The sequence below is a fragment of the Photobacterium sp. ABD4_091 genome (assembly GCF_056160145.1).
The window spans coordinates 1,421,301-1,443,697 of the sequence record NZ_JBSWWQ010000001.1; the positions used below are offsets into that span (position 1 = coordinate 1,421,301).

Sequence of the window (22,397 nt, forward strand, 5' to 3'; positions counted from 1 at the left end):
ACACTATGGCCAAAATCCTTCTTGTTGATGATGATACCGAACTGACTTCCCTGCTTTCCGATATTCTCGATATGGAAGGCTTCGAGGTAGTCGAAGCCAACAATGGCGAGCAAGGGTTGGCCAAGGTCGACGACAGTATCGACCTGATCTTACTGGATGTGATGATGCCGGTGATGAATGGCACCGAAATGCTGCGCCGCCTGCGTGAAAAGCATGAGACCCCGGTATTGATGCTGACTGCCAAGGGCGAAGAAATTGACCGCGTGCTCGGGCTCGAGCTTGGCGCCGATGACTATATGCCCAAACCGTTCAGCGACCGTGAGCTACTGGCCCGTATCCGCGCCATCTTGCGCCGCACCCAGGGCAAGGGCACCACCACCAAAGCCGGCCCAGAGTGCCTGACCTACCAAGACATCGAAATTTATCCGGGCCGCCAGGAAGTGATTTGCCACGGCAACCCGATTGAGATGACAGGGACTGAATTGGCCCTACTGAGCTATTTTGTCCAGCACCCGGGCAAAATCATCGCCAAGAACGAGCTCAGCCTAGAAGTACTAGGGAAACGGCTGGCACCGTTCGACCGCGCTATTGATATGCACGTCTCCAACCTGCGCAAGAAGCTGCCTGAGCGTGACGACGGCAAACCATGGATCAAGACCCTTCGGGGCAAAGGCTACCTGCTGGTCGAGGACGTATAATGAAGCTGCCGCGCTTTTCCAGCCTCTATGGCCGTATTTTCGCAGTGTTCTGGCTCACCCTGTTATTGGTGGTGTTGATACTGCTATTGCTGCCCCATTTGGACCCGCGGACCCAGCACACGATCCCACAGGCACAGCAGGAGCGATTCCAAGAGTCGGCAACCAGTATCTCCAGCCAAATCTCCCGCGATGGCGGCTCGCTGGAAAAGAAGCTCAGCCGCTTCACCGACGACAAGCGTCACAAGGGGTTCCAACTCTATTTTACCACCACCGATGGTGATGTGATCTCACCGCGGCGCAACAGCAAGGCGCTGCGTAACTTCATTACCATGGCTGACAGTCCGAGTAACCCCAAACAGAAACTCTACGGCCGCTGGATGATGGCTGGACCATTCGAGGTCAAGCACAAGGGCGATACCTTGCTGATGTACATAGGTCGGATTGTCAGGGAGCCTCCACCGTTTTTCATTCAAATTCTGGATAAACCCTTCCAGCTCCTGTTGCTGACCATGCTAGTCAGCACTCCATTGCTGCTATGGCTGGCGTGGGCGATTTCGCTGCCTGCTCGCCGTCTGCAGAATGCTGCCGAGCGCGTCGCCAAGGGGGAGTTCGAGGCGGATCCCAAGCTCGAATCCGGCTCCAAGGAGTTCAAGCAGGCCGGTGCCAGCTTCAACCAGATGGTCCAGGCCATCAACCATATGATAGGTGGCCAGCAACGCCTGCTATCCGATATCAGCCACGAACTGCGCTCGCCATTGACCCGCCTGCGCATGGCTACCGCACTGGCCAAGCGCAAACAGGGCGAGAGCAACGAGCTGACCCGCATCGATACCGAGGCCGAGCGGTTGGAAAACATGATTGGCGAACTGCTGGAGTTGTCGCGGATGCAGGTCAACAGTCATGAGCAACGGGAGCAAACCGATGCAGCTTCGCTATGGTATGACATGCTGGAAGATGCCCGGTTCGAGGCCGAGCAATGCGGCAAGCAGCTCAACTATACCTCGCTGGAAGAGTGGCCACTGCATGGTAATCCCAACTTGCTGATCAGCGCGCTGGAAAATGTGGTACGCAATGCCATCAAATATGGCGATGACAAGATCACTATCCGCTTTACTACCCAGGCAATGCGCCTGTGTATCACTGTTGAGGATAACGGCGAAGGCGTTCCTGACAATGAACTGGGGGATATCTTCCGCCCGTTCTATCGCGTCTCGACCGCCCGGGACCGCAGCAGTGGCGGCACCGGCCTCGGCCTTGCCATCACCGAAAGCGCCATCCGCCAGCACAGTGGCACCATCAAGGCATCGCGCAGCAAGCTGGGCGGCCTCAAAGTGACGATTACCTTGCCACTCTCGAGCTAGGCCCTCCCTATCCATAGCCCTCAATATTCTGATACCTGATATTGAGGGCCATTCTTCCCCTCGTCCTGACAGTTGTGCTCATCCGCCACCTTTTCAGCTACAATAGCGCGATTGTCACCACGGATTGTCTACTATGTTTGATATCGCCCTTTACGAACCGGAGATCGCCCCGAACACCGGTAACATCATCCGCCTCTGCGCTAACTGTGGGGCCAACCTGCACCTGATTGAGCCGCTGGGTTTCGATCTGGAAGAGAAGAAACTGCGCCGCGCCGGCTTGGACTACCATGATCTGGCCCATGTCCACCGCCATGCCAATTTCGAGGCTTTCCTTGCCTACATCGGCGAGCGCCGGATCTTTGCCTGCACGACCAAGACCACCAACTTCCATACCAACGCCAAGTTCGAAGAAGGCGATGTGCTGCTGTTCGGCCCTGAGACCCGTGGCCTTCCCGCTGAGCTGATCGAAAGCCTGCCACTCGAGCAGCGCCTGCGCATCCCAATGCACCCTGACAGCCGCAGCCTGAACCTGTCCAACGCCGCGGCCATCATCGGCTACGAGGCATGGCGCCAGTTTGGTTTCAAAGGGGCAGTATGAATACCGACAGGGTCTGAATACAAAAAAGCGAGAGCCTTGGCTCTCGCTTTTGTTTTGGGTCCTGGGTCCTGGGTCCTGGGACCGACAGGAGCATTACTAGCAATGAAATTCGGTCAAGCTTTTGCTTTTCCCGCTCTTCCTAGGAACAAGGATCTAGCAACCCGCTTTGCTATATCCCATCCCCAGCGGTAAACGTCTGGCTGGTTCCGTTGAACTGCTGATCCATGTCCATCGACGGCTTATCGCTGCTGGGGCGGCCGACGATCTTGGCTGGTACGCCGGCCACCGTGGTATGCGGCGGTACCGGGTTGAGGACCACAGAGCATGAGCCAATCTTGGCGCCCTCGCCCACTTCGATGTTCCCCAGGATTTTGGCACCGGCGCCGATCATCACCCCCTCGCGGATTTTCGGGTGGCGGTCACCCCCTTCCTTGCCGGTACCGCCCAATGTGACGTCCTGCAGGATAGAAACGTCATTGTCGATAACCGCCGTTTCGCCAATTACAATCCCGGTCGCGTGGTCGAACATGATCCCCTGACCAATCCGTGCCGCCGGGTGGACATCCACCTGACACGCTACCGAAATTTGATTCTGCAAATACACCGCCAGTGCCACGCGGTTCTGCTTCCACAGCCAATTGGCTACCCGGTAGCCCTGCAAGGCATGGAAACCTTTAAGATAGAGCAAAGGGATAGAAAACATCTCTACCGCCGGATCGCGCTCGACAACGGCGCGGATATCACACGCAGCTGCTTCGGTGATCAGACAGTCGGCGGCAAAAGCCTCTTCTATCACTTCTCGTACTGCCATAGCCGGCATCGATGGCGTCGCCAGTTTGTTGGCCAGAATATAGCTCAGCGCCGCGGCCAGGTTATCGTGCTTGATAATGGTGGCATGGTAAAAGCTCGCAAGCATTGGCTCCTGCTCTGACTGCTCCCTTGCTTCCTGCTTGATTGCCTGCCAAACGGCATATTGTTGACATTCCCTCACATTACCCTCGGTATCGTTACTGTTAGTATCGGCTTGCTTTAACTTTAACGCGCCCTGAAAAAAAAACAACGCAGGCCAAGCAGCCTACGTTGCATCGTTAAGTCACAATTTGGATGCCCGTGGCGTCCAAGCTGCTATTCGTCTTTTTTCTCGCGAGCCAACAGATCTTTGGCTGCCTCACGGGCATCTTTGCCCTGGTACAGCACCTGGTAGATCTGCTCGGTGATCGGCATTTCGACCCCCATCCGCTGAGAAAGAACCCAGACTTCCTTGGTATTGCGGTATCCCTCGACCACCTGGCCGATCTCTTCCTGGGCTTGGTCAACGTCTTTACCCTGACCCAACGCCAAACCGAAACGGCGGTTGCGAGATTGGTTATCGGTACATGTCAGTACCAAATCTCCAAGGCCGGCCATCCCCATAAAGGTTTCCGGCTGTGCGCCCAATGCGGCACCCAAGCGTGACATTTCAGCCAAGCCACGGGTGATCAATGCAGTACGGGCATTGGCACCAAAACCAATACCGTCCGACATCCCCGCACCAATGGCAATCACGTTCTTGACCGCGCCGCCCAGCTGCATACCGGTAAAGTCACTGTTGCTGTAAACCCTGAAGGTTTTGCTACAGTGGATTTTATCCTGGAGATCGCGAACAAACTCATCGTCAGGCGACGCAACGGAAATGGCTGTCGGCATACCCGCAGCAAGCTCTTTGGCAAACGTCGGCCCTGACAATACTGCCAGCGGCACATGCTCGCCAAGCGCTTCAACGGCAACATCCTTAAGCAGGCGGCCCGTTTCCGGCTCCAGCCCTTTGGTTGCCCAGCAGATACGCGAGTCATCACGCAGGTGCGGTTTGACATTACCCAGCACCTCGCCAAACACATGGCTTGGTACCACGACCAACAAGTCACGACTGGCCTTAACCGCCTGCTCCAAGTCAGCAGTAACGATCAGGGAGTCAGGAAAGGCCACGCCAGGCAAAAATGCCTCGTTGGCACGGTCCATGTCCAGCTGCGCCACATGCTCTGGCTCATGGCCCCACAGGATCACATTGGCACCGTTTCGCGCCAACGAGATAGCCAGTGATGTACCGTATGAACCGGCGCCTAGCACCGCCATGGAAATTGCTTGTTCAGAGCCTGGATTCATCATATTCACCCTAAAGCTTATGCTTCAGTGTTTTCTGGGTTAGCTTGAGATTGGTTCTGAAGGTAGTTCATGAACAATGCATCGAAGTTAACCGGTGCTAGGTTCAGCTGAGGGAATGTACCCTTAACCACTAGGCTTGAAATAGTTTCACGAGCGTACGGGAACAAGATGTTCGGGCAGAATGCGCCTAGGCAATGTGCAAGCTGTGGTGCTTCCATACCGGCAACAGAGAAAATACCACCCTGCTGAACTTCACACAGGAATGCTGTTTCTTCTTCGTTCTTCACTGTCACTGTCAGACGAAGAACAACTTCGAATACACCTTCACCCAACTCACGGCTCTGGGTGTCTAGATCCAGTTTCACATCTGGGTTCCACTCTTTCTGGAACATCTGTGGTGAGTTAGGCGCTTCGAAAGAAACATCCTTCAGGAAAATACGCTGGATTTGGAAGTTCTGCTGTGCTTCGTTGTTTGCTGCTTCAGCCATGTTAGTGTCCTTTTTCTCTCATGCCCACAGAGGTGAGCCTATCAATATCGCAACCATGATAACTATCACAACTGCACAAAATTCAGTGTTCCCCACTGCGCCATATCGAACAGCGGGGCGGCAGTCTTATTTTCTTGCCTTGCCTGATTTGCTGCGGATCAGCGGCAGGTTAGCCTCGTTCCAAGAAATCAAGCCGTCTTTAAGCAGGTTCACATTCTCGAAACCGGCTTTAGCCAACAGGTTAGCACTCTCTTGTGCTGTCTGGCCTGTCTTGCATACTACGATGATTGGGGCTTGCTTGTAATTTTCAAGATCTGCCAGGTTCTGTTCTTTGATTTGGCTCGGCAAAATGTGAAGTGCGCCAGCAATATGGCCGCCGCGGTATTCATCACGGCTGCGGATATCGACAAACACGCCATCTTCACGGTTGACCATCACGGTCGCTTCATTCGGGGTAACAATCTTGTAGCCTGCCGTCTTTTGCTTGACGTAAGACGAAATGATAGCCACCACCAAGCCAACCCATACCAGTGACATAATCGGGTTACTTGTTACAAAATCAATGTATTGCTGCATGACCTTCGCTCTATATTCCTAATACCGGCCTGCTTTAACCCAGGCCCGAGTCGACAAAATTCAAAGACCCCGAGTATACCCGGGACAGCCTAGTTGTACAGCAAGATGCAATAAATCCGCGCGGCGGCTCACTGGCCTCAGGCGTCCTTAGTATAAGTCTTAACTGGCTTGGGCATTATTGCAGCACAAGAAAAAGTAAAAAAACTGTGCTTCAGGGCTTACACTGAAAGGCAGAAATGAATATATTTCCGTAGGAAGATAACAATCTATTTACAGCATAGTTTGATCTTGACCTACAGTTTTCGCCATAAACTGTAGTAAAATTACGGCCGCTGCGATCAATTACCTTAGCCCTAGCGTATTGAGGGCTAAGGTAATTGATCGAAATTACATTTCAGGTTTTAACATACGAGGGACAGCATATGTCTGCTAAGAAGCCATTGGCTTTGGTTATCCTAGATGGCTGGGGTTACCGCCAAGACAACGCCAACAACGCTATTGCTAACGCCAACACACCAGTTATCGACGGCCTGATGGCAAACGAAGCAAATACCCTGATCTCAGCATCAGGTATGGATGTTGGCCTGCCTGACGGCCAGATGGGTAACTCTGAAGTAGGTCACACCAACATTGGTGCCGGCCGCATCGTTTACCAGGATCTAACCCGCATCACCAAGTCAATTGCCGACGGCGATTTCTTTGAAAACCCTGCGCTGACAGGTGCTATCGACAAAGCGGTTAACGCAGGCAAAGCTGTTCACATCATGGGCCTGATGTCTCCGGGCGGCGTTCACAGCCACGAAGACCACATCGCTGCTGCTGTTGAAATGGCAGCCAAGCGTGGTGCTGAGAAGATCTACCTACACTGCTTCCTTGACGGCCGTGACACGCCACCTCGTAGCGCACAGGCATCCCTGGAGCGTTTCGACGCCCTATTTGCTGAGCTAGGCAAAGGCCGTGTTGCTTCCCTAGTGGGTCGTTACTACGCAATGGACCGTGACAACAACTGGGATCGCGTTGAAGTTGCCTACAACCTACTGACAGCGGCTAAAGCAGAGTTCAATGCAGCGTCTGCCGTAGAAGGTCTTGAAGCGGCTTACGCCCGTGACGAAAACGACGAGTTCGTTAAAGCCACTGAAATCCGTGCCGAAGGCCAGGACGTTGCGGCAATGGAAGATGGCGATGCTGTTATCTTCATGAACTACCGTGCTGACCGTGCGCGCCAGATCACCCGTGCTTTCGAGGTTGACTTTGCTGGCTTCGAGCGTGCCCAGTTCCCTGCGCTTGCTGATGTTGTGATGCTGACCCAATACGCAGCAGACATCAACCTGCCTATCGCTTTCCCGCCAGCAGACCTAGTCAACACCCTAGGTGAGTGGCTATCGAAGAAAGGCAAGAAGCAGCTACGTATCTCTGAAACTGAGAAGTACGCACACGTTACCTTCTTCTTCAACGGCGGCGTTGAAAACGAGTTCGACGGCGAAGAGCGCCAACTAGTGGCTTCTCCAAAAGTAGCAACTTACGATCTTCAGCCTGAAATGAGCGCACCAGAACTGACTGACAAGCTAGTTGCTGCCATCAAGAGCGGTGAGTTCGACACGATCATCTGTAACTACCCTAACCTTGATATGGTTGGCCACACTGGCGTTTACGACGCAGCAGTGCAAGCGACCGAAGCGGTTGACGGCTGCCTTGGCCGCGTAGTGGAAGCGATCCGTGAAATGGACGGCCAGCTACTGATCACTGCCGACCACGGTAACGCAGAGATGATGGTTAACCCTGAAACCGGCGGTATCCACACTGCGCACACTAACCTGCCTGTTCCACTGGTCTACTTGGGCGACAAAGCGCTGACCCTGAAAGAAGGCGGTAAACTGTCTGATCTAGCGCCAACTATGCTGGCCCTAACAGATATGGAAATCCCTGCAGAGATGACTGGTCAGGTGCTGTTTGATCTGAAATAATCTCCCTATGCGGGAAGTTATCAAACACCTACACCATAGTCTTCGCGCCAGTGCATTTTGCACTGGCGCTTTTCTATGCCTGCTATTTGGCTCAAGTGCCTTGGCCGATGAAGGCCAGCTCAAAGGGGTCAAGCAGGAAATCTCACGCCAACAAAACCAGGTTGCCAGCAACCGCAAGAAGGTCGACCAGCTTCAGAAAAGCCTGCGCCAGCAAGAAGTCGGCATTGCCGAGACCGCCAAAGCTATCCACCAAGCCGAAAAGCGCTCCGGCGAACTAGAAACATCTATCCGCTCGCTGAGACAACAACTCGAACAATTGCGCCAGCAACAGCTCGGCCAGCAAGAGCTACTCAAAGAGCTGCTCAATGCCCATTACAAACAAGGCAAGCAAAGCCAGTTGGCCTTGATGCTCAGTGGTGAGGACAGCAGCCAACTCGACCGTTTGACCGTCTATGCCGAACACCTTAGCCAAGCCCGCAGCCATGCGCTTGACGAGCTGGCAGCCACCACCACCGAGTTGCAACTAAAGCAACACCAATTAGGTGAGCAGCAAAAAGAGCAGCAGGTATTATTGGCCAAACTCAATGATCAAAAACGCCAGCTAGAATCAGAGCGTAGCCAGCGCCAGAAAACGGTGAAGAGCCTGCGCAGCCAGCTGACAACCGACAACCAATACCTGGCCGAGCTCAAAGAGAACGAACAGCGTCTGGTCAAAGAAATCGAAAAAGCCCGTGCCGCAGCAGAAGCGGCCCGCCGGGTGCCGATGGACGGTTTGGCGAAGCAAAAAGGCAAACTGCCATGGCCGGTCAAAGGCAAGATCCTGCATAACTATGGCACCAGCCAGCAAGGCGAACTGCACTGGAAGGGCATGGTTATTGCCCAGTCGGCTGGTAGCCCAGTCAAAGCCATTTACCCGGGTAAAGTGGTATTTGCCGATTGGCTGCGTGGCTACGGCTTGGTGCTTGCCGTCGATCACGGCAAGGGGGATATGAGCTTTTACGGCTATAACCAGACCCTGCTGAAAAAGGTTGGCGATACGGTACAGGCCAACGAAAATATCGCCCTTATCGGTGACAGTGGCGGCCAGGATCAATCCTCATTGTATTTTGAGATCCGCCGCAAAGGCTCACCGACCAACCCACGCGGCTGGCTAGCGAGATAACCACGAGACATTTTCAAATACGCTTAAGCAACACGCTTTCATTGCAACGGATTAGCAAGGAACCGCTTTTGGCAAGACGTCGTAGAAAGGGAACCTGGGCCGCAAGCCTGGTTCTCGCAATAATCAGCCTTGGAGGCTCCAGCCTAGCCCTCGCAGCTAAACTAGCTATTGTGATCGACGATCTCGGCTACCAGCCTATGCCAGCGGCCTTATCAGCACTGCCGCCCCAGGTAAGCATCTCTATCCTGCCTGATACCCCTTATGACCGAGCCACCAGTAAGCTGGCTCATCAGCAGCAACGTGACGTCCTGCTCCACATGCCGATGGAGCCTCTGCACCGGGCACCGGTTGAAATGGCCACCCTCACCCGGGATATGGATCAGCAAACACTGCAAAATGTATTGCGCTGGGGGCTGCAAAGGGTTCCAGACGCTATTGCAGTCAACAACCACATGGGCAGCGCCTTGACCCAAAGCCCGCAGGCGATGGATTGGGTCATGGAGGTACTCGCTGAACAGGGGCTATTTTTCCTCGATAGCCGTACTACCGCCAAATCCGTTGCTCTCGAGCGGGCAAGGCAGCACCATCTCCCAGCCCTGCGCCGCCATATCTTCCTCGACCATATGAGCACAGAAAAGTTCGTCACCCAGCAGCTTTCCAGGGCGGTCCACAAGGCCAAGAAAACCGGCTATGCCATTGCCATCGGCCACCCCTACCCAGTCACCCTTGATGTCCTCAGCCAGCTCCTGCCTCAGCTGGAAGCGCAAGGCATCCAATTAGTCAGGCTATCCGAGCTCACTCCGCCGGCATAAGCGCCAGCCAAGCCAAGCCAAGCGACTAGGTATCTTTTTCAATCTGCTCTCGGTAGTGCGCTTTGAGCTGCAGCACTTGCGCTTTACCCTCAGCAGTTGTCAGCGGCCTAACAATCCCCAGAATGTGCAATACCCCTTGATAAAGCACCGCCTTGGTGATCTTGGCACCCGGCGCCTGGGTGGTCTGGTAGAAAATCCAGCTTGAGGCAACCAGCTTGAGGGTCGTGGCCAGGTTCTCGAGTTCATCTTGTTCGATGTCCAGCAGGCCGCCGCTGCGGAAGCTGGCCATCATCGCCATGATATCCTTGTGCAGGCCCTCTTGGGCCGCCAGGTACTTCTGCTGCAGCTCAGGATCACGCTGCAGAATATCCGGCAGGTTGGCGTAGAAGAAGCGGTAGCGCCACATCAGCATGAATACCGAATCCAGGTATACCAGTAGGTTATCAGCAGTAATTTGAGCATGTTCAAGGGGTTGGAAGTGAATACTGAGATCATGCGCGTATTGATCGAAAATACTGTGTATAATCTCTTCCTTATTGCGGAAATGATAATACAGATTACCGGGGCTAATCCCTAAATGGGCAGCAATATGGTTGGTGGTAATATTCGGCTCGCCGCTTTCGTTGAAAAGCTCCAGTGCAGCCAGGATAATTTTGTCACGGGTTTTCATTTGCTTCTCACTTCTCTGCCCAGAAAATATGGCAATCTGCTAATACTATCATAAACCTATTCTATAACAGCGGGTCTAACCCTTGTTATCTACCCAACAGACTGGAAGAGCCATGATAATAGTAACTGGTGGTGCCGGGATGATCGGCAGCAATCTTGTAAAAGCGCTAAATGAGCAGGGCCGCAACGATATTTTAGTGGTCGACAACCTCAAAGACGGCACCAAATTCGCCAACCTGGTCGACCTGGATATAGCCGATTACATGGACAAGGAAGACTTCATCACCCAAATCATGGCAGGTGATGAGTTCGGGCCGATTGACGCCATCTTCCACCAGGGAGCCTGTTCATCCACCACCGAGTGGGACGGCAAGTACATGATGCTCAATAACTACGAGTATTCCAAAGAGTTGCTGCACTTCTGCCTCGAGCGCAATATTCCATTCCTGTATGCCTCTTCTGCCGCAACCTACGGCGGCCGCGACCATGACTTCATCGAGCAGCGCGAGTACGAGGGTGCACTCAACGTCTACGGCTACTCCAAGCAACTGTTTGACAATTATGTCCGCCGCCTGTGGCAAGATGCTGAAGAACACGGTGAAACACTGTCGCAAATCACCGGTTTCCGCTACTTCAATGTCTACGGCCCGCGCGAACAGCACAAAGGCAGCATGGCCTCGGTAGCGTTCCACCTCAACAACCAGATCAACCAGGGTGACAACCCAAAACTATTCGAAGGCTCGGACAACCTCAAACGCGACTTCGTTTTTGTCGGCGATGTCTGCAAAGTCAACCTGTGGTTCTGGCAGAATAGCATCTCCGGGATTTTTAACTGCGGCACCGGCCAGGCTGAACCATTCAGTGAAGTGGCCAAGGCGGTGATCAAACACCATGGCAAGGGTGAGATCGAAGAAATCCCATTTCCGGATCACCTCAAAGGCCGCTACCAGGCATTTACCGAAGCTGATCTAAGTAAACTACGAGCCGCAGGCTATACAGACTCATTCAAGTCTGTCGCCGAAGGTGTCGCCGAGTACATGGCAAGTATCAACCAGACAAAACAATAAATGAAAGACCATTACGATAAACAAGCTTACAACCCGGAATTTAGCAAAGCCTTCCTCCACCCGAAGTACTGGGGGACTTGGCTGGCTGTCGTCTTTGCCGCCCTGCTGTGCTTGCTACCGCACCGCATTCGCCGTGCCATGGCAAGCGTGTTTGCCAAACGCGCGGTAAAGTTCAACAACAAGGCTAACCAGCGTGCCCGGATAAACCTGCAAATGTGCTTTCCGGACAAGAGCGAAGCTGAGCGCGAGGCGATGCTGCTGGAGAGCTACATTACCGCAGGCAGTTTCCTGATGGGCTTTGCTGCCCTCAGCGTGCGCAACCGCCAATGGCTAGAAGACAATACCGTTGTCCGGGGTGAAGAACACCTGACAGCCTTGAAAGAAAATGGCGACAGTGCCATCTTACTGGTACCCCATACCTGGGCTATTGATATTCCAGCAGTTTTACTCGCCTCCCGCGGTTTGCCTGTCTCCGCAATGGCGAAAAAGCAGAAAAATGTGGTGTCAGACTGGTTAATGCATAAACAGCGTGTACAATACGGCGGCCGTGTTTATGAGCGCAGTGGCGGGATCAAACCCTTCATCAAGTCTATCCGCGAGGGCTATTTGGGCTACTATTTGCCGGATGAAGACTTGGGGGTCGAACACAGTGTGTTCGTCGATTTCTTTGCCACCACCAAGGCCACCATTGCCGGCTTGGGCCGCCTGGCAAAGCTGAGCCGTGCCAAAATTGTGCCGTTGTACTCGATTTACAACAGCGAAACCGGCAAGTACGAGATAGATATCTATCCACCGCTTTCTCCGTTTCCGCTGGAAACCGAGGAGCAAGATGCCCGTTTGATGAACCAGTGTATCGAGCAGTACGTCACCGAACGGCCCGAGCAGTACATGTGGATCCTACGTTTATTGAAAACCCGGCCTGACGGCGGGGAAAATCCGTACAGCACGAAGTAGTATGAATAAAAGCAATATTTACAACACCCTGATCTTATTGCCTCTCTACTGGCTATTTAGTGGAATGTTAATCATGGGCGGAGGGGACAAGCCCATGGTGGCCATGGTGGTCATTTCCCTTATCACGACGCTATGCTGCTACGGGGTCAACTCGGCTAAGACCAATATCAAACAAGACAAGTTCTTGTGGGTCATATTAGCAATGACCGCCTATGCCCTGTTTAGCTACCAATACCATGGCTTCAGTTCGCGTGAAGTGAGAGCCCTACTAAGTGGCTCGCTTTTTTTGATCTTTTTTCCAAGAGCATTACTCACAACCAATTTACTGCGTGGGCTGACTCTCATTGGTAGCATCTGCGCATTGCTAGCCACATACTATTATGGTCAATACTTATCAATAGAGCGTGCACATTGGCCAATCAATGCCATTCCATTGGCAACAGCAAGTGCAGTATTAGGTGTCATCTCTTTCGTTATGCTGTTCTCAAAGGATGAAACCAAGCTCGCAAAAGCTATTTCTTTACTGACGGTTACATTTAGCATCTGCGCAATTATGTTGAGCCAGACTCGAGGGATTTGGCTTGCTTACTGTGTATCCTTACTTTTTTTGCTTCTATCATTGAATAAGAGCAAAATTTTTAGTTTTAAGTACCTAACTTTTGCGGCTTTATTCTTAGCTGTGATAGGAGCATCAGCACAACCAGTATTATCTGAACGTATTGAAAAAACGCGGGAAGAAATACATAGAATAAGTAAAGGGGACTTAAGCTCCTCAATAGGCTTACGTTTTCAAATGTGGCTTGCTAGTCCTCAACTAATTGGTGATAAATGGATTGTAGGGCAAGGAGCAAAACATGCTGAACAACTAAAAGTATTGGTAAAAGAAGAAAAAGTATCAGCTGAATTAGCCAAGCTCAATCCTTCGCACTATCATAATCAATATATTGACCGATTCATTAAAAATGGCTTAATCGGCTTTACCTTATTACTACTCTTGTTAATAGTGCCTAGCATCAGAGCACAAAAAGTTAATGCTGAATGGCGTTTGATCATCAATGGCATCGTAATCTTATTTGCGGTGGCATCCCTCACTGATGTGCCCTTCAATCACGCCCAAACAGCTCTTTTTTATATGCTAGCAATATGCATCATAAACAATAACTTAGAATCAAAAGAAAACACTAATCCATTATGATTGATATTTTTGTTGTTAACCTAAAGTCATCCCCAGAACGTCGTTCTAAAATCTCTGAACGGCTCGAATCATTAGGCTTAAATTATAAAATATTTTCAGCTATAGATGGACGAATTAGTAACCACCCTTTACTCAATAAATACAACGAAATATTGAGTCGCCGTTATAAAGGAAAATCACTAAACAAAGGGCAACTTGGATGCTACGCAAGCCATTATCTATTATGGCAACACTGTGTGGAATTGAATAAGCCAATTATCATACTAGAAGATGATGCTGTACTTGATTCTGAGTTATTCCCGGCATTCTGCTTACATATCTCGCAGCTCCCGAAAGAACTGAGCTTTATTCGATTACATGAAAACCAAAGAAAAAGATTCTCATCGTTTGAAGTCTACAACAAAGATGGGATTACCATTCACCGCTTTAATAAAGGGCACATGGGAACGATAGGATACTATCTGACACCCAAAGCTGCACAACAATTTATTACCGCCTCTTCCGAATGGGCTTTTCCTGTTGACATTATGATGGATCGATTTTGGGCTACAAACGTAGAATGCTACGGTCTCGTTCCACCTTGTGTGATGCATAACGATGATGAACAATCTGACATTGGCTATAGCAATAAACCACCCCGCAGCTTTTTTACCCGCTGTAAGCGCGAGTGGTTCAATTTCAACGAGCTCGTCAAACGTGAAATACATAACCTTCGATTCAAAATAAAAAATTCTAAGAAGTGAAACCCATGAAGATCCTAATTGCCAGCTCCTATCACCACGCATGGAACAGTGTCCGCCCGGAAGCTGAAATGTTTATCGAGATGGTCAAGCAGGGCCATGAAGTGACTGTAGCGACACAGGGCGATGCGGAATATGTCTCTCGCTTTCGCGACCACGGAGTCAAGGTGATTGACTGCTACCCGAAAGGCAAAATTTGCTTTGGCACTATTCGCACGCTTCATCGCGAGCTGAAAGAGGGCGATTATGATATTTGCTACGCCTTCAATTCCAAAACTATTCCCAATGCCGCTTTTGCCTGTATCGGTACCCGCGCCAAACTGATCACCTACCGCGGCACAACCGGTGGGCTTTACCGCCATGACCCAAGCGCCTACCTGACCCACCTTCATCCACGGGTCGATGGTATTGTCTGTGTCTCGGAGGCGGTACGCCAGGATGTCATAAAACGGGTATGGAAAAAGCCAGAGCAGATCAAAACTATTTACAAAGGCCACCAGTTGGATTGGTACCTGGTTCCGCCAACCAAGCGGGAAGACTTCGGTTTAAATGACGATCATATCATTGCCGTCACAGCTGCCCATGTTCGCCCGAGCAAAGGGATTTCCGTCCTTGCCCAGGCTACACACTATATCGACAATCCGAATTTCCACCTGCTGTTGGTCGGCAGTGGCTATGAGCCACATTTAGAGGAAATCAAAAACAGCCCGATGGCCGAGCGTATTCATTTGGTCGGCCACCGCAAAGATGTACCTTCGATTATGGCGATGGCCGATTTTCAGATACAGCCATCCGTCAGTGGCGAAGGACTGCCAAGGACCATCATCGAAGCCATGGCCAATGGCACCACTTCGGTTGTCACTACCACAGGTGGTTCACCTGAGCTTGTCGATGATGGCAAGACCGGTTTCATCGTACCGACCAATGATGCCAAGGCGCTAGCTGAAGCCATGAGCAAGTTAATTAACGATAGAGAGAAAATTGCCTCTTTCAGCCAGGCCGCAAAGGAGAAACTCGATAACGAGTTTAATGCACAGCAGACCGTCAAGAAACACCTGGCGTTTTTCCGTGCCCTAGAAACAAACAGCCTATAAGGCTTCGCTAGACAAATATGACTATCTATATTTGCTCAACAGTTCGGCACTTGCTATTCAGCTTGCTCAAAGCAACCAATGAGCAAGCTGAACCAAGCCATATTGTTTTCTTCTACGACTATCAAGATATTGATCCGTCGAGCTTTGACACGTCTGTACTACCAGGACACATCACTATTAGTTTGTTGAGCCGACGATCATTAAGTAAACAACTTAATCAAACTTGGAAAGGGAGAGTTTATCGCTTTCTTGCAATGCGAGGGGCTATTCTCCCTTCAAACTTCAAGGCAGGTTTCACAGAATTATTAAGCCAAAATGGGCAGGCATTGGCCAATGCATTAAACCATGCTGATTTCAAGCTTTTCGTCTTTAACGAACATAATAAAATGTCTCGCCTTTTTCGCTTGCTAAAACCAGAGTATCAAATGATAGAGGACGGCACTGCTAACTACTATCGTATAACATTAAATAAATCCAAGTGGCTTTTCCGTCTGCTGCTGGGTAAGACACCCACCTATTACATTTATGGTGAAAGCAAGCGCTGCAAAGCAATTTATGCAATTGCTCCGAACGCTATTCCCGAAGAAATCCGTTCAAAGGCCAAACCAATGGATTTCATCGCGAAATCGAGCAACATATTTTTTCTTAACCGTTTTTTCGGCTACCAGCCGCAACAGAGCAAAGAGGACAATACCTTTATCATCGCCACGCAGCCTGTGTTCCATAAGCCCGTGCTCGATGACGATTATCACTTTGAAATATATGGTGAAGTTATAGCTCAACTGCAAAAAATCGGAGCAAACTGTGTCATAAAAACACACCCAGCAGAGGATCCAGAAAGTTACCGCAGCAGGTACCCCGATGTACAACTGGCTCCTTCCAAGCTCCCTCTAGAGCTGCTGCTTTTAAGCTACCCAAAACAAGTCCAGATCTTATCAATCTGCTCTTCGGCAGGTATGGGCTTTGAGCAGCTATGTAATAAAATAGACCTAATTGAGACAAATAAGATCGGCGAATCACTGCAGACAATGCAATCATGGAAAAAGGCCCCGAAAAGGTTACATTTGCTAATCAAAGAAAAAATCGAGCCGCATACCAAATAACCGTTGTCAGGCAAATAGCAAAAAGCAATAGACACTTATTAGCTATTGCTTCTTGCTCCAAGAGGAGTGTGAACTATTTATTCACTCTAGTGTATTAATCACTCCTTTCCCGCTCCAGCAACCACAGACCAACATACTTGTTAAAGTTTACCTGAGCATAAGTCATGGCAACGATAAATCCGACGCTCCCATCCAAGAAACCTCGGCGGATCACGTAGATCAGGAAGAATGTCCAAATAGCCCGCAATAAAGCCAGAAACAATCCATATGACTTCTTGCCTTTTCGATGGTACTTCTGCGAGCCAAGCCAAGCATACTTAGCCGCCTTATCCAAGCCATGACCGTAATCACGGTGAGTATAGTGAAGAAGCAGCCCTTTCATCACTCCCTTGCTGCCAGGTGCAGGAACAACAGTCTCATGCACCTCATCAAGGGTGAATTTCGCCCCCTCACGTTTAAACAAGCGAAGCACAGAGCGAGCACTGCGGCCGTACTTAAGAGTCTTTCCATATAGGGTAACTCCCCACGGCAGGCGATAGGCCGTATGCTCAATAACATCTTGCTCTAGCAAGGCAACCAATGCCTGCTGCATCTCATTATCAAGCGCTTCGTCAGCATCGATGGATAACACCCAGTCACTGCTGGCTTTATCCAATGCACGCTGCTTCTGCTTACCGAACCCGGGCCAGTCGGTCACGGTAACATTATCGGTATAACGACGGCAGATATCGACCGTTTCATCAGTCGAGCCACTATCAAGTACAATGATTTCATCCGCGATCTTGGCAACAGAACGCAAGCAACCATCAATTCGATCGGCTTCATTTTTGGTGATCACAATCACTGAGAGTGAGTGCTTTCTCATACGATAACCTTCTATTCCTCAATGCGCCGCACTTTGACAGCGCGGATCCTACAATTTCCAATAGCCCAACTTCTTTCGCATTTTAAATTGACGCACTAGGTTCAGCGGCTTTGGTTTCAACCCAGCTCGGCCACCTTCTACCAACAGGTTGGTTGCCTCCAATACCCGCAAACTCGATTGGCCATCCATATACGGGTGAATCGTCTGGCAGTATTGTTCGATGTGCGCCATCAAACCCGATGGCCGCTGGAGTGCCTGATCCAAAGCCGACTCAACCTGCTCAACCTCGGTTACGTTGAGCAAATGGCTAGCCGGCGCCTGGTTTCGGAATGTCACTACCGGTTTGCGCTGTAGCAAAAACATCAACAATATCGAAGAGGTATCGCAGAGCATCACATCAGCAGCCTGCAATAATGGCAACACATTATCTGTCTCGACAAATTGCAAATTTTTACTTTGTAATTGCTTATACTGCTCAACAATAGCCGGATCCATTTTCGGGTGGAACTGGATCAGCCAGCGCCATTTTCCAGTGGCAGCCAACGCTTTTATTTTATCGTAAAGGATAGGTGCACAGGTCAGATTACGGGAAAACGTCGAGCACATCAGTACTGTAGGTCGCTTATCTTGCGGTGCGCAGTAAGAGTTATCGGGAATCGGCGTAAACAAGGGGTCCAATGCAGGCCAGCCGGTTTGAGTAACACGGAAGAAGCCGTGCTCTTTCGCAAGTAGCTCAAACCTTTCGGTGGTATCAGGTCCTTGGGTGCAATACAGATCAAAGCAGCCGCGGATTTCAAAATGGTCTTCACGACCACGGCGGTTCAGTTTCCCAGCATTAAAACCATGGAAAACCCCCACTTTTACGCCAGGGATAAAACTAGGCACGACATTACCGGGAACAAAAACCGCGTCTGGCCGCCACTTCTTTACCGCGTCCACAGAAGTCAGCAGTGTTTCATCACCCTTGATATAGCCTGGATCTGCTTCACAACCTTCAATAAACCAGCATACCTCACCACCCTGCTCACGGATCGCAGCTTGCAGCGGGCGCAACATGGCATAAGAATAGTTCTGGGCAACATACATCAAATAGCGTTTGCACGGCTGGCTCACGGCTCCACCCTCAGCGTCAATTTACAAAATTTAGACTGCATTCTATCGCAATCATGCAAAAAAATGGGAAATTTCCCAGCCTGTTATCAGTCATAGATACCGTTATAATATGCCAATAACCCAAGTTCATAAGCTATCGTATGTTTATCCGAGCCCTGTATACCGTACTACTGGCAGCTTCATCTCCCTTACTGTTATTCGGCCTCTACCGCCGCCGACCCAACAAACCGGCTTTCGGCCCGCGCTGGAAAGAGCATTTCGGTGTCACACCACCGCTTGCTGGCTCCCCTAAAGCCCAGCCTATCTGGATCCATGCGGTGTCTGTAGGCGAGTCGATTGCCGCCGTGCCGGTGATCAAGGCCATCAAGGCGGAAAACCCCGGACAGGCGATTGTCGTCACCACCACGACCAGCACTGGGGCAGAGCAAATCAGTAAGCTGGGCGATTTGGTCGAACACCGCTACATGCCGATTGACTTCGCCTGGTGCGTGCGGGGATTCCTCAAAACCATCAACCCTTCGGCCATGCTGATCATGGAAACCGAGCTCTGGCCCAACACCCTGGCTACTGTCCACCAGGCCAGCGTGCCGGTGATCGTGATGAACGCCCGCCTGTCGCAGCGCTCTGCCCGGCGTTATGCCAAGTTCCAGCCCGTCTTCAATACCATCGCTGCCAATCTTGACCACCTATTATGCCTGCACCAAGACGATGCCGACCGCTTTGCCCACTTGGGGATACCGGCAGACCGCCTCAGCGTCACCGGCTCGGTCAAATTCGATATCCAGATAGAGCCTGCGCTGATTGAACAATCCCAGCAATTACGCCAAGAGTTAGGAGAAACGCGCCCGGTATGGATTGCCGCCAGCACCCACAAGGGGGAAGACGAGCAAATCCTTATGGCTTTCAAAGCCGTCAAACAACAGCACCCCGAATGCCTACTGATATTGGTCCCGCGCCACCCTGAGCGTTTCGACAGTGTCGCCGAACTGTGCCTGTCGCAGCAACTGAGCTGCGTCCGCCGTACGTCTGGCCAAGATGTTGGCAGCAACACCGATGTGTACCTGGCCGATACCATGGGAGAGATGCTCTTGCTGATGGGGGCGGCAGATGTGACCGTGATGTGCGGCAGCCTGATCGGCGACAAGGTCGGCGGCCACAACATGCTTGAGCCCGCTGCCCTGGCCAAACCGGTGCTGACCGGGCCGAGTTATTACAATTTTACCGACATCACCCAACAGCTCGAAGCCGCCGGGGCACTGGAGATCTGCAGTGATGGCGGGGAAATAGGCGAGCGCCTCAGCGCATTACTGTCCGATTCTGCACTATGCCAGCGTATGGGCCAGGCTGGCGCTGAGGTGGTGAAGCAAAACCAAGGCGCGGTCGCAAAAACGCTGGCGGTAGTCGACCAGCAACTATCAGCCAAGCGCTAGCCAAATGCTTGGTAACCCCCCAATAGCCACTCCCAGCATTGCGGGGTGAACTTGATACCCCGCTTGCCCTGCTCTTTGATAAAAGAGCGGTGCAGGCGGGACAAATTATCCTGCTTCCAGCCCTCGCCTTCTTTCTCATAGCACTTGTCAAAATCGATCAGCCAGATCTGCTGCTGGCTATCTAGCAATATGTTGTGGCTGTTGAGATCGGTATGGCAAACCTGCAAGTCGTGCATTTGCCTGACCATCCCCCCTATCGCCTGCCAGTTCTCTTGCGGTAAGGGAGCCTTTTCCAGCAGGGCGACGAGATCCTTGGCATTAGGGACTTTCTCCACCAGGAGATCTGCACGGTAGGTCAATCCCTGCTTGATCGCACGGGCAGCAACCGGACGAGGCACCCTCACCCCGCCACTGGCCAGCTTATCCAGCAGCCTAAACTCCTCGACCGAGCGGGTTTTGTCCCACCCCGTGAACCAATAGGCATCTTCAACCAGCTTGCCAAACAGCCCACCGCGGCGGTAGTGGCGCAGTGCCATCTCGAGATGGGTCCCTTTGACAAACCAGGTCGTCCCCCGCCCCTGGGCCGAGCCAATCACCAAATCCTGCTGCTGCCAAAAGGACGGGTCGAAGCACTGTTGCGGGTCTTCCGCCAGTAAATCCGGGGCAAACCAGATCCGCTGGTTGCGGCTTGCTAATTCTTGCACGCTTAATCTCCAAGCTTGAGGGACAGAGTATTTTACAATCACTTACCTGAACTGCATAATTTCATCTCTGATTGATTAACAGGACTTTGTCATGGCGTTATTTACCGCCCCGCCACGCTCAATTTGCATTCTCAGACTATCTGCCATCGGCGATGTCTGCCACGCTATCTCTGTCGTGCAGGCTATACAAGCCCACTGGCCCTCTACCGAGATCACTTGGGTGAGCGGGAAAATCGAAGCCCAGCTGATCGGCGACCTGCCCGGTATCAAGGTAGTGGTCTTTGATAAGAAAGCGGGATGGGCCGGGATGAAGGCCGTATGGCAAGCGCTCAAAGGCCAGAAATTCGATGCCCTGCTCCATATGCAGGCAGCGCTCCGTGCCAGCGCCCTGTCCGTTGGGATCAAAGCAAGATACCGTATCGGTTTTAGCAAAAACCGCACCAAAGAAGGCCAGTGGCTGTTCACCAACCGCCACCTGCCTAATACTGACAGCGTCCATGTGCTGGATAACTTTGCCGACTTCGCCCGCTATCTCGGCGTCCCTTTCGATGCCCCGCACTGGAACATTCCGCTGAGCGACGATGACCAAGCCTTTGCCCAGCAACAAACCAATGGCAAGCCAACCCTTATCATCTCGCCAGCCGCGAGCAAGGACGAGCGCAATTGGCTGACCGAGCGTTACAGCCAGCTTGCCGACTATGCCTCGGAGAAAGGGATGCAGGTGATCCTGTGTGGCTCGCCGGCCCCGCGCGAGGTCGCTCTGGGCGAAGCCATCAGCCAGCATTGCCAGCATGCTCCTGTGAACCTGATCGGCAAAACCAGCCTCAAGCAGCTCACTGCACTGCTTGGCGCCGCCGACGTGGTAGTGGCACCTGATACTGGCCCGGCCCACTTGGCTACTACCCAGGGGACACCGGTTATTGGCCTGTATGCCCACAGCAACCCAAAGCGAACCGGCCCCTACAACAGCCTAGCCTATGTCGCCAGCGCCTACGAGCAACATGCCGAGCAGCAGCACGGCAAGCCAGTGGCGGAATTGCCATGGGGCACCCGGGTCAAGGGTGACACCCTGATGCAAGACATCCAGCTTGATGATGTCACGGCTATTTTGGACCAACTGATTTCCTAATTTGATTTTTACTGACTGGTATAGACTATGACAACCCGCGTTATTTACCCCGGCACTTTTGATCCTATCACCAATGGTCATCTCGATTTGATCGAACGCGCGGCAGCCATGTTTGACCATGTGGTGGTCGGCATTGCCTATAGCCCGAGCAAGAAACCATTATTTGATCTAAAGGAGCGTGTTGATTTGGCGCAGCAAATCACCCAGCACTTGCCCAACGTCGATATTGTCGGCTTCTCAGGATTACTGGTTGATTTTGCCAAAGAGTACCAAGCCAATGTGCTAGTACGTGGCCTGCGCGCGGTCTCGGATTTCGAGTACGAGTTCCAGTTGGCCAACATGAACCGCCGCTTGATGCCAGAGCTGGAGACCGTCTTCCTGACCCCAGCCGAAGAAAACTCTTTCATCTCTTCCACCATCGTCAAGGAAGTCGCACTGCACAAAGGCGATGTCAGCCAGTTCGTCGACCCGGTGATCTGCAAGGCGCTGCTAGAAAAGCTCGGTAAGAAATAACACCGGCAGGCAAAGACAAA

General features: G+C 51.7%; 23 protein-coding genes. 15 read left to right on the forward strand and 8 right to left on the reverse strand.

From position 1 onward, the window contains the following. Nucleotides 1-5: 5 nt before the first annotated feature. The 3 genes from ACXAGQ_RS06600 (at nt 6) to trmL (ending at nt 2,657) form a co-directional block, all read left to right on the forward strand. Complete coding sequence (locus ACXAGQ_RS06600; protein WP_475252701.1) at nt 6-698, forward strand: response regulator; 693 nt, start codon at nt 6-8, stop codon at nt 696-698. Next, nucleotides 698-2,059: an envelope stress sensor histidine kinase CpxA gene (gene cpxA / locus ACXAGQ_RS06605; RefSeq protein WP_475252703.1), complete on the forward strand. Its 1,362-nt coding sequence runs from the start codon at nt 698-700 to the stop codon at nt 2,057-2,059. Before ACXAGQ_RS06600 ends, cpxA begins: the two co-directional genes overlap by 1 nt. Nucleotides 2,060-2,192: 133 nt before the next feature. After that, entirely contained in the window at nt 2,193-2,657 is a 465-nt protein-coding gene (trmL, locus tag ACXAGQ_RS06610; RefSeq protein ID WP_475254680.1) for a tRNA (uridine(34)/cytosine(34)/5-carboxymethylaminomethyluridine(34)-2'-O)-methyltransferase TrmL, read from the forward strand. Nucleotides 2,658-2,826: 169 nt separating this feature from the next. On the opposite strand, the gene cysE is transcribed toward trmL, so the two are convergent. The 4 genes from cysE to ACXAGQ_RS06630 form a co-directional block, all read right to left on the reverse strand. Continuing rightward, nucleotides 2,827-3,648, reverse strand: a complete 822-nt coding sequence (gene cysE, locus ACXAGQ_RS06615) for a serine O-acetyltransferase (RefSeq protein WP_475237919.1) — start codon at nt 3,646-3,648, stop codon at nt 2,827-2,829. Nucleotides 3,649-3,782: 134 nt separating this feature from the next. Further along, entirely contained in the window at nt 3,783-4,799 is a 1,017-nt protein-coding gene (gpsA, locus tag ACXAGQ_RS06620; RefSeq protein WP_475254682.1) for an NAD(P)H-dependent glycerol-3-phosphate dehydrogenase, read from the reverse strand. Between the two features lie 17 nt (nt 4,800-4,816). Beyond that, nucleotides 4,817-5,287, reverse strand: coding sequence for a protein-export chaperone SecB (secB, locus tag ACXAGQ_RS06625; protein WP_107298984.1), 471 nt, complete (start codon nt 5,285-5,287; stop codon nt 4,817-4,819). Nucleotides 5,288-5,413: 126 nt separating this feature from the next. Beyond that, on the reverse strand, nt 5,414-5,863 hold the full coding sequence (locus tag ACXAGQ_RS06630; RefSeq protein ID WP_475252705.1) for a rhodanese-like domain-containing protein: 450 nt from the start codon (nt 5,861-5,863) through the stop codon (nt 5,414-5,416). 422 nt (nt 5,864-6,285) lie between these two features. Between ACXAGQ_RS06630 and gpmM the strand changes: the two genes are divergently transcribed. From gpmM to ACXAGQ_RS06645, 3 genes are all read left to right on the forward strand, one after another. After that, complete coding sequence (gene gpmM / locus ACXAGQ_RS06635) at nt 6,286-7,827, forward strand: 2,3-bisphosphoglycerate-independent phosphoglycerate mutase (protein ID WP_475252707.1); 1,542 nt, start codon at nt 6,286-6,288, stop codon at nt 7,825-7,827. A gap of 7 nt (nt 7,828-7,834) precedes the next feature. After that, nucleotides 7,835-8,989: a peptidoglycan DD-metalloendopeptidase family protein gene (locus tag ACXAGQ_RS06640; protein WP_475252709.1), complete on the forward strand. Its 1,155-nt coding sequence runs from the start codon at nt 7,835-7,837 to the stop codon at nt 8,987-8,989. Between the two features lie 68 nt (nt 8,990-9,057). Beyond that, nucleotides 9,058-9,801 carry a divergent polysaccharide deacetylase family protein gene (locus ACXAGQ_RS06645; RefSeq protein WP_475252711.1) on the forward strand — a complete coding sequence of 248 codons (744 nt, stop codon included), beginning with the start codon at nt 9,058-9,060 and terminating at the stop codon, nt 9,799-9,801. Between the two features lie 25 nt (nt 9,802-9,826). Here ACXAGQ_RS06645 and ACXAGQ_RS06650 read toward each other — a convergent pair whose 3' ends face one another. Beyond that, complete coding sequence (locus ACXAGQ_RS06650) at nt 9,827-10,471, reverse strand: TetR/AcrR family transcriptional regulator (RefSeq protein WP_475252713.1); 645 nt, start codon at nt 10,469-10,471, stop codon at nt 9,827-9,829. A gap of 112 nt (nt 10,472-10,583) precedes the next feature. Here ACXAGQ_RS06650 and rfaD point away from each other — a divergent pair, with 112 nt between their 5' ends. From rfaD to ACXAGQ_RS06680, 6 genes are read left to right on the forward strand one after another with little or no spacing between them, the layout of a single operon-like run. Beyond that, a complete protein-coding gene (gene rfaD, locus ACXAGQ_RS06655; RefSeq protein WP_475252715.1) occupies nt 10,584-11,537 on the forward strand; it encodes an ADP-glyceromanno-heptose 6-epimerase in 954 nt (317 codons plus the stop codon). Further along, on the forward strand, nt 11,538-12,491 hold the full coding sequence (gene lpxM / locus ACXAGQ_RS06660) for a lauroyl-Kdo(2)-lipid IV(A) myristoyltransferase (RefSeq protein WP_475252717.1): 954 nt from the start codon (nt 11,538-11,540) through the stop codon (nt 12,489-12,491). 1 nt (nt 12,492) lies between these two features. Continuing rightward, entirely contained in the window at nt 12,493-13,686 is a 1,194-nt protein-coding gene (locus ACXAGQ_RS06665) for an O-antigen ligase family protein (protein ID WP_475252719.1), read from the forward strand. Further along, a complete protein-coding gene (locus ACXAGQ_RS06670) occupies nt 13,683-14,429 on the forward strand; it encodes a glycosyltransferase family 25 protein (RefSeq protein WP_475252721.1) in 747 nt (248 codons plus the stop codon). The genes ACXAGQ_RS06665 and ACXAGQ_RS06670 overlap by 4 nt, the downstream gene beginning before the upstream one ends. A gap of 5 nt (nt 14,430-14,434) precedes the next feature. Beyond that, nucleotides 14,435-15,520, forward strand: a complete 1,086-nt coding sequence (locus tag ACXAGQ_RS06675) for a glycosyltransferase family 4 protein (RefSeq protein WP_475252723.1) — start codon at nt 14,435-14,437, stop codon at nt 15,518-15,520. A 17-nt stretch (nt 15,521-15,537) separates the two neighbouring features. Beyond that, entirely contained in the window at nt 15,538-16,623 is a 1,086-nt protein-coding gene (locus ACXAGQ_RS06680) for a glycosyltransferase family 52 (RefSeq protein ID WP_475252725.1), read from the forward strand. Nucleotides 16,624-16,717: 94 nt separating this feature from the next. Here ACXAGQ_RS06680 and ACXAGQ_RS06685 read toward each other — a convergent pair whose 3' ends face one another. Both ACXAGQ_RS06685 and ACXAGQ_RS06690 read right to left on the reverse strand, forming a co-directional pair. Beyond that, nucleotides 16,718-17,488 (reverse strand): glycosyltransferase family 2 protein, encoded by a 771-nt coding sequence (locus tag ACXAGQ_RS06685; protein WP_475252727.1) that lies wholly within the window; start codon nt 17,486-17,488, stop codon nt 16,718-16,720. Nucleotides 17,489-17,536: 48 nt separating this feature from the next. After that, complete coding sequence (locus tag ACXAGQ_RS06690) at nt 17,537-18,601, reverse strand: CDP-glycerol--glycerophosphate glycerophosphotransferase (protein ID WP_475252729.1); 1,065 nt, start codon at nt 18,599-18,601, stop codon at nt 17,537-17,539. 140 nt (nt 18,602-18,741) lie between these two features. On the opposite strand from ACXAGQ_RS06690, the gene waaA reads away from it, so the two are divergent. Continuing rightward, nucleotides 18,742-20,031 carry a lipid IV(A) 3-deoxy-D-manno-octulosonic acid transferase gene (waaA, locus tag ACXAGQ_RS06695; RefSeq protein WP_475252731.1) on the forward strand — a complete coding sequence of 430 codons (1,290 nt, stop codon included), beginning with the start codon at nt 18,742-18,744 and terminating at the stop codon, nt 20,029-20,031. Here the strand turns inward: waaA and ACXAGQ_RS06700 are convergent. Further along, entirely contained in the window at nt 20,028-20,735 is a 708-nt protein-coding gene (locus ACXAGQ_RS06700) for a 3-deoxy-D-manno-octulosonic acid kinase (RefSeq protein ID WP_475252733.1), read from the reverse strand. The genes waaA and ACXAGQ_RS06700 overlap by 4 nt on opposite strands. A 91-nt stretch (nt 20,736-20,826) precedes the next feature. Here ACXAGQ_RS06700 and ACXAGQ_RS06705 point away from each other — a divergent pair, with 91 nt between their 5' ends. Together ACXAGQ_RS06705 and coaD are read left to right on the forward strand one after the other, a co-directional pair. Next, on the forward strand, nt 20,827-21,864 hold the full coding sequence (locus tag ACXAGQ_RS06705; RefSeq protein WP_475252735.1) for a glycosyltransferase family 9 protein: 1,038 nt from the start codon (nt 20,827-20,829) through the stop codon (nt 21,862-21,864). A 27-nt stretch (nt 21,865-21,891) separates the two neighbouring features. Continuing rightward, complete coding sequence (gene coaD / locus ACXAGQ_RS06710) at nt 21,892-22,377, forward strand: pantetheine-phosphate adenylyltransferase (RefSeq protein WP_475252737.1); 486 nt, start codon at nt 21,892-21,894, stop codon at nt 22,375-22,377. Nucleotides 22,378-22,397: the final 20 nt, after the last annotated feature.

Excerpts from the sequence above, each read along its gene's own strand:
- ACXAGQ_RS06600 (WP_475252701.1), top strand. The coding sequence starts at position 6 with ATGGCCAAAATCCTTCTTGTTGATGATGATACCGAACTGACTTCCCTG.
- cpxA (WP_475252703.1), top strand. The coding sequence starts at position 698 with ATGAAGCTGCCGCGCTTTTCCAGCCTCTATGGCCGTATTTTCGCAGTG.
- trmL (WP_475254680.1), top strand. The coding sequence starts at position 2,193 with ATGTTTGATATCGCCCTTTACGAACCGGAGATCGCCCCGAACACCGGT.
- gpsA (WP_475254682.1), bottom strand. The coding sequence starts at position 4,799 with ATGAATCCAGGCTCTGAACAAGCAATTTCCATGGCGGTGCTAGGCGCC.
- secB (WP_107298984.1), bottom strand. The coding sequence starts at position 5,287 with ATGGCTGAAGCAGCAAACAACGAAGCACAGCAGAACTTCCAAATCCAG.
- ACXAGQ_RS06630 (WP_475252705.1), bottom strand. The coding sequence starts at position 5,863 with ATGCAGCAATACATTGATTTTGTAACAAGTAACCCGATTATGTCACTG.
- gpmM (WP_475252707.1), top strand. The coding sequence starts at position 6,286 with ATGTCTGCTAAGAAGCCATTGGCTTTGGTTATCCTAGATGGCTGGGGT.
- ACXAGQ_RS06640 (WP_475252709.1), top strand. The coding sequence starts at position 7,835 with ATGCGGGAAGTTATCAAACACCTACACCATAGTCTTCGCGCCAGTGCA.
- ACXAGQ_RS06650 (WP_475252713.1), bottom strand. The coding sequence starts at position 10,471 with ATGAAAACCCGTGACAAAATTATCCTGGCTGCACTGGAGCTTTTCAAC.
- rfaD (WP_475252715.1), top strand. The coding sequence starts at position 10,584 with ATGATAATAGTAACTGGTGGTGCCGGGATGATCGGCAGCAATCTTGTA.
- lpxM (WP_475252717.1), top strand. The coding sequence starts at position 11,538 with ATGAAAGACCATTACGATAAACAAGCTTACAACCCGGAATTTAGCAAA.
- ACXAGQ_RS06665 (WP_475252719.1), top strand. The coding sequence starts at position 12,493 with ATGAATAAAAGCAATATTTACAACACCCTGATCTTATTGCCTCTCTAC.
- ACXAGQ_RS06670 (WP_475252721.1), top strand. The coding sequence starts at position 13,683 with ATGATTGATATTTTTGTTGTTAACCTAAAGTCATCCCCAGAACGTCGT.
- ACXAGQ_RS06675 (WP_475252723.1), top strand. The coding sequence starts at position 14,435 with ATGAAGATCCTAATTGCCAGCTCCTATCACCACGCATGGAACAGTGTC.
- ACXAGQ_RS06680 (WP_475252725.1), top strand. The coding sequence starts at position 15,538 with ATGACTATCTATATTTGCTCAACAGTTCGGCACTTGCTATTCAGCTTG.
- ACXAGQ_RS06685 (WP_475252727.1), bottom strand. The coding sequence starts at position 17,488 with ATGAGAAAGCACTCACTCTCAGTGATTGTGATCACCAAAAATGAAGCC.
- waaA (WP_475252731.1), top strand. The coding sequence starts at position 18,742 with ATGTTTATCCGAGCCCTGTATACCGTACTACTGGCAGCTTCATCTCCC.
- ACXAGQ_RS06705 (WP_475252735.1), top strand. The coding sequence starts at position 20,827 with ATGGCGTTATTTACCGCCCCGCCACGCTCAATTTGCATTCTCAGACTA.
- coaD (WP_475252737.1), top strand. The coding sequence starts at position 21,892 with ATGACAACCCGCGTTATTTACCCCGGCACTTTTGATCCTATCACCAAT.